Here is a 14,042-nt window from a genome sequence, read left to right as displayed (position 1 = left end):
CCCACATGCGTTTCAAGGTGGGAGGGGGCTTGCCCCCGATGAGGCCAGCGGCCTCACTGAAAAAATCACTGGCAAAACAACACAGGTCTATGCGCCACTAGCCCTCTTCCTCAATTGTGCGTAAAGGTCGGCGCCCATCGCCGACCCGTCTGGAGATTCCCGTTATGAGCGAGAGTGTGTTTGCCGATCGCATCGTGCAGAACCTGCTCGACACCGACTTCTACAAGCTGACCATGATGCAGGCGGTGCTGCACAACTACCCGAACGTGGAAGTTGAATGGGAATTTCGTTGCCGTAACAGCGAAGACCTGCGCCCTTACCTGGCGGAAATCCGCTACCAGATCGAGCGCCTCGCCGAGCTGAGCCTGAGCCCGGACCAGCTGGGTTTCCTGGAACGCATCAGCTTTATGAAGCCGGACTTCCTGCGCTTTCTCGGGCTGTTCCGCTTCAACCTGCGCTATGTGCAGACCGGCATCGAGAACGGCGAGCTTTTCATCCGCCTGCGCGGGCCGTGGCTGCATGTGATCCTGTTTGAAGTGCCGATGCTGGCCATCGTCAGCGAAGTGCGTAACCGCTACCGCTACCAGACCGTGATCCTCGAACAGGCGCGCGAGCAGCTGTACCGCAAGTTCGACTGGCTGACCGCCAACGCCAGCAGCGACGAGCTGTCCGAGCTGCAAGTGGCGGATTTCGGCACACGCCGGCGCTTCTCGTACCGCGTGCAGGAAGAGGTGGTCAGCGTGCTCAAGCACGACTTCCCTGGGCGTTTTGTCGGCACCAGCAACGTGCACCTGGCCCGCGAGTTCGACATGAAACCGCTGGGCACCATGGCCCACGAATGGATCATGGCTCACCAGCAACTCGGCCCGCGCCTGATCGACAGCCAGATCGCCGCGCTCGACTGCTGGGTCCGCGAGTACCGTGGCCTGCTGGGCATCGCCCTGACCGATTGCATCACCACCGATGCCTTCCTCAGCGACTTCGATTTGTATTTCGCCAAGCTGTTCGACGGCCTGCGCCACGACTCCGGTGACCCGGTGCAGTGGGCCGAAAAAGCCATCGCGCACTACCATAAGCTGGGCATCGAGCCGATGAGCAAGACCCTGGTGTTCTCCGACAGCCTGTCGCTGCCCAAGGCGCTGGAGATTTTCCGCGCGCTGCGCGGTCGCATTAATGTGAGCTTTGGTATCGGCACCAACCTGACCTGCGACATTCCAGGGGTTGAGCCGATGAGCATCGTGCTTAAAATGACCGCCTGCAATGGCCAGCCCGTCGCCAAGATCTCCGATGAAGCGGGCAAGACCCACTGCACCGACCCGAATTTTGTCGCCTATTTGCGCCACGTTTTCAAAGTACCTGCCCTTTCCAGCAAGGAGTGAATCATGCAAGCCGTACAGCGTGAGATTGCGCAGCAGCTCAAGGTTCAAGCACCGTTCAAAGACCAGGCCGCCCTCGAGGCCGAAGTGGCCCGCCGCGTGGCATTTATTCAGGATTGCCTGCGTAATTCCGGGCTCAAGACATTGGTGCTGGGCATCAGTGGCGGCGTCGATTCCCTGACCGCGGGCCTGCTGGCCCAACGCGCGATGCAGGAACTGCGCGCCAGCACCGGTGACGAGGCCTACCGATTCATCGCGGTGCGCCTGCCCTACGAAACCCAGTTCGATGAAATCGACGCCCAGGCCTCGGTGGACTTTATCGACCCGGACGAGCGCCACACCGTGAACATCGGCCCGGCGGTGAAATCCCTGGCCAACGAAGTGGCCGCATTTGAAGGCAAGGCAGCGGTCTCCCGCGATTTCGTGCTGGGCAACACCAAGGCGCGCATGCGCATGGTCGCGCAGTACACCATTGCCGGCGCGGCGGGCGGCCTGGTGATCGGCACCGACCATGCGGCGGAAGCGGTGATGGGCTTTTTCACCAAGTTCGGTGACGGCGCCTGCGACCTCGCACCGTTGAGCGGGCTGGTGAAAAACCAGGTGCGCGCGATTGCACGGCACTTTGGTGCGCCGGAATCGCTGGTGGAGAAAATCCCTACCGCTGACCTTGAGGATTTGTCCCCAGGCAAGCCGGACGAAGCGTCCCACGGCGTGACTTATGCCGAGATCGATGCGTTCCTGCACGGCGAGCCGGTGCGTGAAGAAGCGTTCAAGATTATCTGCGAGACGTACCGCAAGACCGAGCACAAGCGGGTCATGCCGTTCGCGCCGTGAGCTGAGCCAGGAAGTTTTGCATTGATGGTCAGATAGTCATCGAGGGGCAAGCCCCCTCCCACAGTTGATCGCGTTCCAACATGAGAATGCGGTCGAATGTGGGAGCTGGCTTGCCTGCGATGAACGATAACGCGGTATTACTTCAGAACCACAGTGCCTTTCATCATCGAGATGTGGCCTGGGAACGAGCAGAAGAACATGTAATCCGTACCAGCGGCCAGCTTCGACACATCAAAAGTCACGGAGTCTTTCTCGCCAGCACCGATGAGTTTGGTGTGAGCGATGATGCGGGTGTCGCCTTCTTTCAGGTAATTCTTCTCAATACCGGCAGCCATGCCGTCGGTAGCAACCGGCTGCATGTCAGCGGCGCTGGTCAGCACCCAGTTATGGCCCATGACGTTTTTCGGCAAGTTGCCCGAATGTTCCAGGTTTACGGTGAACGTCTTGCAGCTCTTGTCGATCGTGATTTCTTTGGTGTTGAAGGACATCTGGTCGGTGGAATCAACAGTGACCGCGCACTCTGCAGCAAGCAACTGGCCGCTGGCCAGCGTCAGCAGGGAAACAGCAACGATTTTGGCAAACATGTGAATCTCCATGGCAGGGTTTAATAAACGCGTATTGCGACAAGGGTGCCTCAAGCAGGCTTGAATTCTTATGATCTGAATCAACAGATTGTATACAACTTTAGGCTATCAGACTGATCAACACAATCTACCAGCCAAAGTTGCAGCACCTGCCTATGATCGGCCCATCACCCACTGGAGTCCGCGCCATGCACCTCAATCACCTGTTCAACGGCCTGTTGGCTGCTTACGCCTGCGGTAAGTGAAGGCCAAGCGCACCTTGAAGCTGCTACCATGTCGACCCAAGGCAGCTGCGCGCCGCCACCCTCACCTTCGACCCTAGAGGATCGCCCATGGCCAAACCTAATTACTCCTTCGCCAAACGTCAGAGAGACTTGGCCAAGGAGCAGAAGAAAGAGGAAAAACTGCAACGCAAGAAAGCCGCCGCAGATGAAGAAGCAGGTGCACTGAACCCGGATGCGGAAGGCGAAGTGGCGACTGACGATACCGAAACACCGAAAGACCCGGCTGAATAAATTCTGTTGGAGTGAGCAGGCCCTCCCTGCTCACCCCAATCCACCCTCACTCCAGCGGCATCACCGTCACCCGCACTTCCGGGTCATGGTTCCCTCCCCCCAGAATCACCCCTCGCAACGGCGACACATCGGAAAAATCCCGGCCCCAGGCCAGGGTGATGTGCTCCAGTGCCGGCTGCACATTGTTGGTCGGATCAAAATCCACCCAGCCCGATACCGGGCAATACACCGAGACCCACGCGTGGGACGCATCGGCGCCGATCAGCCGTGGCTGGCCGGGCGGTGGCTGGGTGAGCAGGTAGCCACTGATATAGCGCGCCGCCAGGCCCCGCGAGCGCAGGCACGCGAGCATCAGGTGGGCGAAGTCCTGGCACACGCCGCGCCGGCGCTCCAGCACTTCCACCAGCGGCGTGGCGACTTGGGTGGCTTCGGCATCGAAGGTAAATTCGCTGAAGATCTTTTCCATCAGGGCCTGCACGCCCAACAGCAACGGACGGCTCGGCGGAAAACAGCTCTCGGAAAACTCGACGAAGGTTTTTTTCAGGTGCACGTAGGGCGATTCGAAGCGATAGCGGCAGGCTTCGATGATCTCCAGCGAAAGCGGCTGGCTGCTGTAGGTCAGGCTGTCGCGGGTCTGGTCCCAGGCCGGCGACAGCTGGAAATCCAGCAGCGGGCGCGCCAGCACTTCCACGGTCAGCCCGGCATTCACCAGCAACTCATCGTGGGGGCGCTCGAATGCCAGGCGGGTGATCGGGTTGCCGAACACGTCCAGCTCATCGCGGCGCGAAGACGGCGGCGGGCTGATCTCCAGCTGTTGCGCGCTGCAACGCTGCCAGGCGCAAGGCCGTGGCCACAAATGCGCGAGCTGCTGGGCCAGGGACACCGGGCTGTCGTAGTGGTAATGGGTATCGTGGAAAATCTGGTAGCGCGCACTCATTACACCGACACCGTCTGCTGGCTGACATCATCCACATGGGCAAAGTGGCGCAACGCCAGGCGATCCGACACTTGCCCGCTCTCATCGGCAACCGCTTGCAGCAAGTCCGCCAGGCCTTCCAGCGCGGCACGCACACTGGATTCGCCAAACAGCGGGCTCTCCAGGCAACCCAGGTCGAACCGCGCCAGGCGCTCCACCAACGGCGCCAGACCAGTTTCCCGCGGCACGCCGAAGTCGTCGTTGAGGCGGCGCAAGGTGCGGTTCACCAGTTTCAGCTGGAACAGCACCGCGTGCGGGTTCTGCTCGTCCAGCAGCAACAGGTCGAGCACCGGGATCAGTTGCGGCACCGCCAGGTAACGCGAGCGATAGGTGATGCTGCTGTTGCCCAGTTCCAGCAACCACTCCAGCCCCGCCTGATCGAACACCGCTACGCCGCGCAGGAACGCCGCCAGGCTGCTGCTGAGAAACTGCAGGCGCTCGATGCGCCGGCCCATCATCAAAAAACGCCAGCCTTCGTCGCGGGTCATGTCGTCCAGCGCGAAGCCGGACAGCGCCGCCAGGGACATCACCAGGCGATTGAGAAAATCCAGCAACTCGCCAAAATCCGGGACTTCGCTTTCCAGCTCCAGGGCTTCACGCTGCAACTCGACCAGGGCCTGCCAGTTCTCCCGGGACAACTTGCCGCGCACCTGCGACGCCGCCCACTGCAAGCGTTGCAGGTTGGCGCGCAGGCTCGATGGCCAGTCATCGCCGAGCAAGGCCGCAAGCAGGCGTTCGGGCAACTCGCCCTCTTCCGGCAGCAGGCGCAGGTTTTCTCCCAGCTCGACGGCTGCCTGCAAGGCCAGTGGATCGTCGCCGTCCACATAGCGTGCCAGCACGATGCGCAGCCAGCGCGCGCTGTCGTCGCAGCGTTCGCAATAACGGCCAAACCAGAACAGGTTTTCTACCACCCGCGATGGCAGGTAAGGGTCGCGCCGCACCAGGTCATGCGCGCCAATTGCCCGTTGCGCGCGCCACTGCTCGCCACCGGCGGCACGCTCGCCGAGCACCCAAGTATCCTTGCTGGCGCCGCCGCGCTGCATCGACACCACTTCGGCATCGGCTTCGGCGGCCACGCGGGTCAGGCCACCGGGCAACACCCGATAGCCGTCCTCACTGGCCACGGCATACACGCGCATGCCGATGGCGCGGTGTTGCAGGTGGTCATCCACGGTGTGCCACACCGGCGCCTGGGACAACTGGGCCAACTCCTGGGCGACGTACGCGTAGGGCCGCGCGCGCATGCGTTCGGCCAGGGCCTGGCGTTGCGCGTCGTTCAAGTCGCGGCCAAATACCGGGGCAAAGCTTTGCGACGGGAACGCGGGTTTGATCAGCAGTTCCGGCAGTTTCTCCAGGGCTTCAGCCAATACCGGCGCCTCACCGCACCACCAAGTGGCGATGGACGGCAGGATCAATTCCTCGCCGAACAGAAACTCGTTGATCTTCGGCAAAAAGCCGAGCAACCCCGGCGATTCCAACACGCCGCTGCCCAGGGCATTGGCCACCAGCACGTTACCCTGGCGCACGGCGTCGAGCAGGCCAGGCACGCCCAGGGCCGAGTCGGTGCGCAGCTCCAGCGGGTCGCAGAAGTCGTCGTCCAGGCGCCGCATGATCGCGTGCACCCGGCGCAGGCCGCTGAGGGTTTTCAGGAACACGGTGCTGTCGCGCACAGTGAGGTCGCCGCCTTCGACCAGCGGGTAACCGAGCTGGCGTGCGAGGTAGAGGTGTTCGAAATAGCTTTCGTTGAAACGCCCGGGCGTGAGCAGCACGATCAGCGGCGGCTGGTCATCGCCGGGGGCCTGGCGGGCCAGGGTTTCCTGCAGCGTGCGGAAAAAACCGGTGAGGTGCTGAACCTGCAAATCGCGGTAAAGATCCGGGAAGGCGCGGGACACGATGGTGCGGTTTTCCAGCGCGTAACCCGCACCCGACGGCGCCTGGGTGCGGTCGGCAGTGACCCACCAGCGGCCATCGGGCGTGCGCGCCAGGTCCACGGCATACAGGTGCAGGAACGCCCCGTCAGGCGGCTGGATGCCCTGGCACGGCCACAGGAAATTGTTATGCCCAAACACCAGCTCGGCGGGCAACAGGCCTTCCTTGATCAGGCGTTGCGGGCCGTACAGGTCGGCGAGCACTGCATTCAGCAGGCGCGCGCGCTGGGCGATGCCGGCCGACAGCTGCTGCCACTCATCAGCTGCCAGCACATGCGGCAGCAGGTCCAGTTCCCACGGGCGATCGGCGCCCTTGGGGTCGGCATAGACGTTGTAGGTCACGCCGTTTTCCTGGATCTGCCGCGTCAGCAGCGCCTGACGCTGGGCCAGTTGCGCGGGTGTGCTGCGTTGCAGGTGATCGAGCAGGCGCTGCCAGTGGGCACGCACCGCGCCGCTGTCGTCGAGCAGTTCGTGGTAGGTGCCCGCGGTCAGCGGGTAACGGTCGAGCAAATCGGGCATGGAACGCTCGGCAGAGGCAAAGGGGCTCAGATTAACCTAACAAACATTGCAAATCCCCTGTGAAATCCAGCCTTTGTGGTAAGCGAACTTGCCTCGCGCGGGGCAAGCCCGCTCACCACAAAAGCCAGAATCCACAACAAGATCGCGTTCAGTCATTTTTATTGGGGAAACGTCGCAAATCCAAAGTCATGGGTAACTCATCGTTGATCACCACTGTCGGCACCGTCAGCTTGCCTGGGCTATGCCCCAAGCGGAAAAACCGTGCCATCCGCCGGCTCTCCGCCTCATTGGCATTCACCGGCAAGCTGTCGTAATTACGCCCGCCCGGATGGGCCACGTGGTACTGGCAGCCGCCCAGCGAGCGTTGCATCCAGGTGTCGAGCAGGTCGAACACCAATGGCGCGTGCACCGCGATGGTCGGTTGCAAGCAGTTGGCCGGTTGCCATGCGCGGTAACGCACACCGGCGACGAACTCACCGACGCGCCCGGTCGGCTGCAACGGCACCGGGATGCCGTTGCACGTCAGCAGATACCGTTGCGGCGGCAGCCCGCTCAACTTCACCTGCAAGCGCTCCAGCGACGAATCCACATAACGCACCGTGCCGCCCACCGCGCCCTCCTCGCCCAGCACATGCCAGGGTTCAAGGGCCTGGCGCAGTTCCAGTTCAATACCGCTGACGGCGTAATCGCCCACCTTGGGGAAACGGAATTCCAGGTGCGCAGCAAACCATTCGGCGCGCAGCGGGTAGCCTGCGGCGTTCAGCTCGACGATCACATCAGCAAAATCCTGTTCGATAAAATGCGGCAGCAAGAAGCGGTCGTGCAGCTCGGTGCCCCAGCGCGCCAGCTTCGGCGGCGCATACGGCTCACGCCAAAAGCGCGCGACCAAGGCCCTTAGCAACAATTGCTGGGTCAGGCTCATGCGTGCATGGGGCGGCATTTCGAACGCGCGCAGCTCGAGCAGGCCCAAGCGGCCAGTGGCACCGTCCGGCGAGTAGAGCTTGTCGACACAGAATTCGGCGCGATGGGTATTGCCGGTCACGTCGATCAGCAGGTTGCGCAGCAGACGGTCGACCAGCCACGGCGGGCATTCCTCACCCGGCTCGGGCATTTGCGCGAAGGCGATTTCCAGCTCATACAGCGCGTCGTTGCGGGCCTCGTCCACCCGTGGCGCCTGGGAGGTCGGGCCGATAAACAGGCCGGAAAACAGGTAGGACAACGACGGGTGGTTGTGCCAGTAGCTGATCAGGCTACGCAGCAGGTCGGGGCGGCGCAGAAACGGCGAGTCCTTGGGTGTGGCGCCACCCAGCACAAAGTGGTTGCCGCCGCCGGTGCCGGTATGGCGGCCGTCGATCATGAATTTTTCAGTGGTCAGGCGGGTTTGCCGCGCCTCTTCGTAGAGGAATTCGGTGCGTTCCACCAACTCGTCCCAGGTGGCGGACGGCTGCACGTTGACCTCGATCACACCGGGGTCCGGCGTCACCCGGAAGTTACTCAGGCGCGTGTCGGCCGGCGGCTCGTAGCCTTCCAGCAATACCGGGCAATGCAGCTCTTCGGCGGTGGCTTCGATGGCCGCGACCAGTTCCAGGTAATCCTCGACGCGCTCCAAAGGCGGCATAAACAGGTACAGGCGCCCTTCGCGCGCTTCGGCGCACAAGGCAGTGCGGGTCAGCCAGTCGGCGGACTCGTCGACCTTCGGCACACGCTCGTCGCTCGGCGCAGATTCGCCGTGGCTTTGCAATTGAGCGGCGCTCGGCAGCTCCGGCTGATCCTGATTAGGGTCGGTCGGGTGCACAAACGGATATTCCGCCGCCGTCACCCAAGGCTGCGAGGCCAACGGCAGGCGATAGCCCAGCGGCGAATCCCCCGGCACCAGGCGGCAATGGTTGTCGCGCAAGTACCAGCGCCCACTCTGCCAGCGGTCGTTGGCGGCGGTGCGTGCCAGCGGCAGCACTTGGCCGATGACTTTATCCAGGCCCTGGCCGAACACTTTACGCAGGCGTTCGCGCTCCAGGTCGTCACTTAAACGCGGGTCCTGGGCCGTGACGTTTTGCGGCAACGCACCTTCGCGCCACAGGTAGTAGAAGTTGTCTTCGTAGGCCGGGAATACAAAGCGCGCCGGCAGTTTGAGACGCTCGGCGACACTGGCCAGGAAACGCCCGGCCATTACGCCATCGGCGCCGTAGTCCTGTTGTTCATCGGCGATCAGCGCACTGTTATGCCAGATCGGCACGCCATCGCGGCGCCAGTAGCAGTTGAGCGACCAACGCGGCAACTGCTCGCCGGGGTACCACTTGCCCTGGCCGAAGTGCACCAGGCCCTTGGGCGCATAGTGCTTGCGCATGCGCTGGAACAACTCGGCAGACAGGCGGCGCTTGTCCGGCCCCAGCGCGGCGGTGTTCCACTCGGCGCCGTCGGGGTCATCGATGGAGACGAAGGTCGGCTCGCCGCCCATGGTCAGGCGTACGTCGTCCTTGAGCAGATCGCCGTCAATTTGCCGGCCCAACGCCTGGATCGCCAGCCATTGTTCTTCGGTGTAGGGCTTGGTAACCCGAGGGGCTTCCCAAATGCGTTCCACCGACATTTCGTGGGTAAATTCGCACTCGCAGGGTTCCACCAGGCCACTGATCGGCGCGGCGGATGATGGATCGGGACTACAAGCCAACGGAATATGCCCTTCACCGGCGAACAAGCCCGAGGTGGCGTCCAGACCGATCCAGCCCGCGCCGGGCAAATACACTTCGCACCAGGCGTGCAGGTCGGTGAAGTCCACCTCAGTGCCGGACGGGCCATCGAGGGCTTTGACGTCGGCGGTCAGTTGAATCAAGTAGCCGGACACAAAGCGCGCCGCCAACCCCAGGTTGCGCAGCAATTGCACCAGCAACCAGGCGGAGTCGCGGCACGAGCCAGAGGCATTTTGCAGGGTGAATTCCGGGGTTTGCACGCCAGGTTCCATGCGGATCAGGTAGCCGATATCGGCGGCCAGGCGCTGGTTCAGGCCGACCAGGAAATCCACCGCGGGCAATGGCGTGCGGTCGATTCCGGCCAGGTAGGCGGCGAACTGCGGCGTCAGCGGCAAGGTTTCGAGGTACGGCGCCAGCTCGCGCTGCTCATCGGCGGCATAGCTGAAAGGGATTTTTTCGGCGTAGGGCTCAAGGAAAAAGTCGAACGGGTTGAACACCGCCATCTCGGCGACCAGGTCGACTTCGATGCGCAGCTCGTTGGTCTTTTCCGGAAACACCAGGCGCGCCAGGTAATTGCCCTGGGGGTCCTGCTGCCAATTGATGAAATGCTGCTCGGGCAGCACTTTCAGCGCGTAGGACAAAATCCGCGTGCGGCTATGGGCAGCCGGGCGCAAGCGCACGATCTGTGGGCCGAGTTCGACAGCGCGGTCATAGCGGTAATGCGTAACGTGGTGCAACGCGACATGAATCGACACGGCGGCCTCCTGCGAGCCAGGGCATGGACACAACGCGCGCAAGACTTATGCCAGAGCAGCGGTCATTGCGCTTAATCGTAAGACCCGGTGCAGTACAGCACCAAAACAGCGCCAACGGTGGGATCATGGTGCAGTCGCTGCACATATTTATGGCGCGAGTGGGTGCAGCGGTAGCGATTGGGTGAGCAGCGAGGTGGGGAATCACCTCGGTTTTTTTATTCTGATGATGGCGCGTTCGTGTTTGCGGCGCTTGTTGATGGCGGCCTGGACTTTTGCGCGCATGTGGCGGAGTTCTACTGCTTTGGCAAGAAACTCTCGGTAGCGCTTGCTGCGCAGCAATAGCAGGCCAAGTAGCGGCCAAAAAAAACACTCAACGTAAATGAATGGATGCGGGGAGAAATGAAAGCCAGGCAAAGCAACCAACAGGCAAGCGAGGAAAAGGCCGCGCATACCCCAGACCCATTTTGGCCATCCATAGCCAATCATGACGTTGCAGAGCGTGATAAAGAGGGCCAGCACGACGCAGGCATTTTCACCTGCAGTGTTCGATAACGATGGTAAATAATAGTTTTCCACCAGCGCAACCACCGCCGTACCGCCAAAAATCCCTGAAAAGATCACACCGATAAAAACGGGAAAGTAACGCAAAAGAAAAGGGCCCACTGGTATCAGATATCGCTTTCCGAGCAATCTCATTCTGATATCTCCTCATACAGCCCGACTGCGATAATCCGGACATTCCCGGACCGTACACTTCCAGCAACGCTCGATATGGCACCGAGGACATCGAGCATCTGCAAGAGGGTCGCGCGCCTGACTTCCGCCGAAGTGTGGCGCTTGGGTATCTCTCCAGCCATTTGTTTCAATTTGATCATTTTCCGGGTCATCTCCGGATGGTTGATACTCAATAACTCTTTAGTGAGCCTTAACCGCTCCTGTCGATTTAACCCTTTTAGTATTTGGTACGTGTTTCTCCCCGTTGCCTTTTTGAGCGTGCTGACGAATCGCATCGTCGACATAGCTGTACTACCAGCACCGATCAACGAAGCCGCATCCAATCCGGCTGTAACGGCCTGATACCACTGTTCGCTGTCCAGAGCGTCGTTCCGACCAGGATCAGTCATTTCATTGCGGGTCCGGCGAATGCCAATAGAACATTGAAGAGTGCTGGCTGATGCGCCCACTACGCTGATAGCAGCGGCCACCCCAGTAGTCCCAAAGGTAAACGGACTCAAGCCCAATCCCCCCGCAATCACCAACCAACTAATCACCGCCGAAGTACACGCCAGCCCCGTATTCACCGCCTCAAACGCCACCCTCGACTCACGCGGTTCATTCGCCAGCCGCCGAGCAAACTCCACCCGCCCGACATAACTGGGCGCCTCGCGCAAAATCACCTTCTTCGGCGCCACACTGCAAATCGGCTGAAACTCACGCAACACCACCGCCCGCAACTCGGCGTCGAGGTACACCACGCCAGCCCCGACAATGGCGGGATCCGCATCAATAGCCGCAAATAACTTACGCAGATCAATACTGCTTTCGACCCGCTGCCGGGTTGTCAAATGGGCACTGGGAAATCCGTCTCTCAACACACTGGAAGTCATCCCTTTACTCCGGTTTTTCACAAGAATGCAGAGGTTAAAGACTGGGCATCGCCTAAAAATGTCAGAAGCTTCGCTTTAGGCGGACAGGCACTTCCTGATCGTTATGTAGCGTCTTGTAGGCCATATCCCGAATAGGAAAAAGTACGCCCCGCGCCACTATCGGCGAACACCAAAACAGGGAGTGACAATGGCAACTGATATGTTTTTGAAGTTGGGGGACATCAAGGGCGAGTCCAAAGACCAGTCCCACCGCGATGAAATAGCGATCAGCCAATGGGGTTGGGGCATGTCCCAGACCGGCTCCATGCATAGCGGAAGCGGCGGTGGAGCTGGCAAGGTCAATATTGAAAACCTGGTCATCCACAAGCTCATGGACAAGTCTTCACCCAACCTGATGATGGCCTGTTCCACCGGCAAGCATTACCCCGAGGCGCGCCTGGTAGTACGCAAGGCCGGCGGCGCCAGCGCGGTGGAGTACCTGATGATGACGATGAAGGAAGTCATGGTCATCTCGTACCAGACCGATGCGATCACCTCGGCCGATACCTTGACGGAAGTGATCGGCCTGAACTTCGCCACGATTGAAGTCAGCTACCAGCCGCAGAAAGCCGACGGCGGCAAAGACGGCGGCGCCGTCAAATACGGCTGGAATATCCGCCAAAACGTGAAAATCTAAACCTACGCGCCCACTTTGGCTGCTTCGCGCAGCCGGCGCACTTCAACCAGTTTCCCGACCATCGAGCGATAGCCCTTGCTGTTTAGCAGCAACAACCCCAGCAACGGCCAGAACAGGCATTCACTGTAGATAAACCGGTGTGGCCGGTAGTGCAGCGTCGGCAACGTCACCAGCAGGCACAGTACAAAAAAACCTGCCATGCCCCACACCGCCCAGGCATACCCGCGCACCACCAGAAAGTTGCTGTTGACCACGAACAAGGCGGCGAATATCACTACAAACCAGGACACAGTGGCATTCGTCGCTATGGGTACATCGGCGAAATAGGTGCTGGCCGCCAGCGAAATTGCGCCGGAACCGCCGAGGCAGCCGGCGAGAATTACGCCGATAAACGATGGAAAATGTTCGAGCAAAAACGGCTTCAGAGAGGGCACGCCACTCATCACTCCAGCTCCTCGTACAAGCCTATCGCCAGGGTCTTGAGCTTTCCGGGGTTATCCGATCGCGCCAGGCCCCAGACACTCAACCCCGCGCTGAAGGCATCGCCCAGTTGAACGATGGTGGCATGCTTGAGCTCTGCGTGGGTGAAGCGCTTGGGCAAGTCGCCGCGCAGTTGCAGCAACTTGCGCATCTTGGTCGACATTTGAGGGTTTGCGAGCTTGAGCAACTCCTTGGTCAGTTTTTCCCGCTCCTGGCCGTTAAGGCCTTTGAGCACTTGGCGCAGCGTTTTACCGGTGGCCGCGCGGGTCACATTGACCAACTTAACCGTGGTCAACGCAGAGGCTCCCACACCGACCAAGGCAGCGCCGTCCATGATTTTGGTAGCAGTCTGGTACCACTCTTCGTTATCCAGGTAGTCATTCATGCCTGGATTGACGACTTCATTACGGGTACGAAACAAGCCCATCATGCATGACGCGGTACTGGCGGAGGCACTGGTGTAGCCAATGACGGTGATGACCGAACTGGCGCCACCGCTGAACGGCACCGCGATGGTGCCGCTCAACATCACCAGCCAACCCAGCACCGCACCGCCACAGGACAACGTGGTGTTGATGGCTTCGCTGATCAGCCGGGACTCTCGTGGGTTGTTCAGCACTTGCTCAGCGAACTGAGCGGGCGCCACGTATTTCTGCGCCTCGCGCACGATGATGCGCTTGGGTTGAATGCTGCAGATCGGCTTGAACTCGCGCAGCGTCACGACGTTGAAGTCAGCGTCGATATACACCACGCCCGCGCCGACGATACTGGGGTCGGCGTCGATGGCGGCAAACACGCGAGGCAGGTTGAGTTCACTTTCGATGCGCTGACGCGCCATGAACTGGGAGCGGTTAGAGTCCATGCCGATGCTGAGCAGGGGGTTGCTCATGGGTGTTCTTCCTTGAAATTGAGACTGACCGGTCTGACGCCTGCGCGAGCAAGCCCGCTGCCACTTTCGGCCGTATTCTCATGCTGGAACGCGGTCAAGTGTGGGAGCGGGCTTGCTCGCGAAGACGATCTACTAGGCGCCACCTTAGCAAACGGCCCGCCCAACGCCTAGAAAGCAAAACGCCAGCACGAGGCTGGCGTTTTGCGTTTCAGGCTGCGA

At 60.9% G+C, this 14,042-nt stretch carries 12 protein-coding genes; 4 read left to right on the top strand and 8 right to left on the bottom strand.

Features of this window, described 5'->3' with window-relative positions; all coding sequences use genetic code 11:
* Window positions 1-164 precede the first annotated feature (164 nt).
* Together pncB and nadE are read left to right on the top strand one after the other, a co-directional pair.
* Window positions 165-1,379, top strand: coding sequence for a nicotinate phosphoribosyltransferase (gene pncB, locus WBR57_RS09415; RefSeq protein ID WP_024073104.1), 1,215 nt, complete (start codon window positions 165-167; stop codon window positions 1,377-1,379).
* Between the two features lie 3 nt (window positions 1,380-1,382).
* Window positions 1,383-2,210: an ammonia-dependent NAD(+) synthetase gene (gene nadE / locus WBR57_RS09410; protein ID WP_424083589.1), complete on the top strand. Its 828-nt coding sequence runs from the start codon at window positions 1,383-1,385 to the stop codon at window positions 2,208-2,210.
* Between the two features lie 137 nt (window positions 2,211-2,347).
* On the opposite strand, the gene azu is transcribed toward nadE, so the two are convergent.
* Complete coding sequence (azu, locus tag WBR57_RS09405; RefSeq protein ID WP_424083588.1) at window positions 2,348-2,794, bottom strand: azurin; 447 nt, start codon at window positions 2,792-2,794, stop codon at window positions 2,348-2,350.
* Between the two features lie 332 nt (window positions 2,795-3,126).
* Here azu and WBR57_RS09400 point away from each other — a divergent pair, with 332 nt between their 5' ends.
* Window positions 3,127-3,309 carry a hypothetical protein gene (locus WBR57_RS09400; RefSeq protein ID WP_065900153.1) on the top strand — a complete coding sequence of 61 codons (183 nt, stop codon included), beginning with the start codon at window positions 3,127-3,129 and terminating at the stop codon, window positions 3,307-3,309.
* Between the two features lie 46 nt (window positions 3,310-3,355).
* Here the strand turns inward: WBR57_RS09400 and WBR57_RS09395 are convergent, their stop codons facing one another.
* From WBR57_RS09395 to WBR57_RS09375, 5 genes are all read right to left on the bottom strand, one after another.
* On the bottom strand, window positions 3,356-4,246 hold the full coding sequence (locus WBR57_RS09395) for a transglutaminase family protein (protein ID WP_424083587.1): 891 nt from the start codon (window positions 4,244-4,246) through the stop codon (window positions 3,356-3,358).
* A complete protein-coding gene (locus WBR57_RS09390; RefSeq protein WP_424083586.1) occupies window positions 4,246-6,732 on the bottom strand; it encodes a circularly permuted type 2 ATP-grasp protein in 2,487 nt (828 codons plus the stop codon). Before WBR57_RS09390 ends, WBR57_RS09395 begins: the two co-directional genes overlap by 1 nt.
* Window positions 6,733-6,880: 148 nt before the next feature.
* Window positions 6,881-10,171 (bottom strand): DUF2126 domain-containing protein, encoded by a 3,291-nt coding sequence (locus WBR57_RS09385; RefSeq protein WP_424083585.1) that lies wholly within the window; start codon window positions 10,169-10,171, stop codon window positions 6,881-6,883.
* Window positions 10,172-10,372: 201 nt separating this feature from the next.
* Window positions 10,373-10,867, bottom strand: a complete 495-nt coding sequence (locus tag WBR57_RS09380; RefSeq protein WP_424083584.1) for a hypothetical protein — start codon at window positions 10,865-10,867, stop codon at window positions 10,373-10,375.
* Window positions 10,864-11,778, bottom strand: coding sequence for an NAD synthetase (locus WBR57_RS09375; RefSeq protein ID WP_424083583.1), 915 nt, complete (start codon window positions 11,776-11,778; stop codon window positions 10,864-10,866). The genes WBR57_RS09380 and WBR57_RS09375 overlap by 4 nt, the downstream gene beginning before the upstream one ends.
* 187 nt (window positions 11,779-11,965) lie before the next feature.
* On the opposite strand from WBR57_RS09375, the gene WBR57_RS09370 reads away from it, so the two are divergent.
* The gene (locus WBR57_RS09370; protein ID WP_424083582.1) at window positions 11,966-12,454 is read left to right on the top strand and encodes an Hcp family type VI secretion system effector; all 489 of its coding nucleotides are present in this window, start codon (window positions 11,966-11,968) and stop codon (window positions 12,452-12,454) included.
* 2 nt (window positions 12,455-12,456) lie between these two features.
* Here WBR57_RS09370 and WBR57_RS09365 read toward each other — a convergent pair whose 3' ends face one another.
* Both WBR57_RS09365 and WBR57_RS09360 read right to left on the bottom strand, forming a co-directional pair.
* Entirely contained in the window at window positions 12,457-12,897 is a 441-nt protein-coding gene (locus tag WBR57_RS09365) for a hypothetical protein (protein WP_424083581.1), read from the bottom strand.
* Window positions 12,897-13,823: an NAD synthetase gene (locus WBR57_RS09360; protein ID WP_424083580.1), complete on the bottom strand. Its 927-nt coding sequence runs from the start codon at window positions 13,821-13,823 to the stop codon at window positions 12,897-12,899. Before WBR57_RS09360 ends, WBR57_RS09365 begins: the two co-directional genes overlap by 1 nt.
* Between the last annotated feature and the right edge of the window lie 219 nt (window positions 13,824-14,042).

The organism is Pseudomonas sp. (assembly GCF_049590575.1).
Lineage (GTDB): Bacteria > Pseudomonadota > Gammaproteobacteria > Pseudomonadales > Pseudomonadaceae > Aquipseudomonas.
The sequence above is the reverse complement of the archived record's forward strand: the minus strand, read 5'-3'. Positions and strand labels throughout refer to the sequence as shown.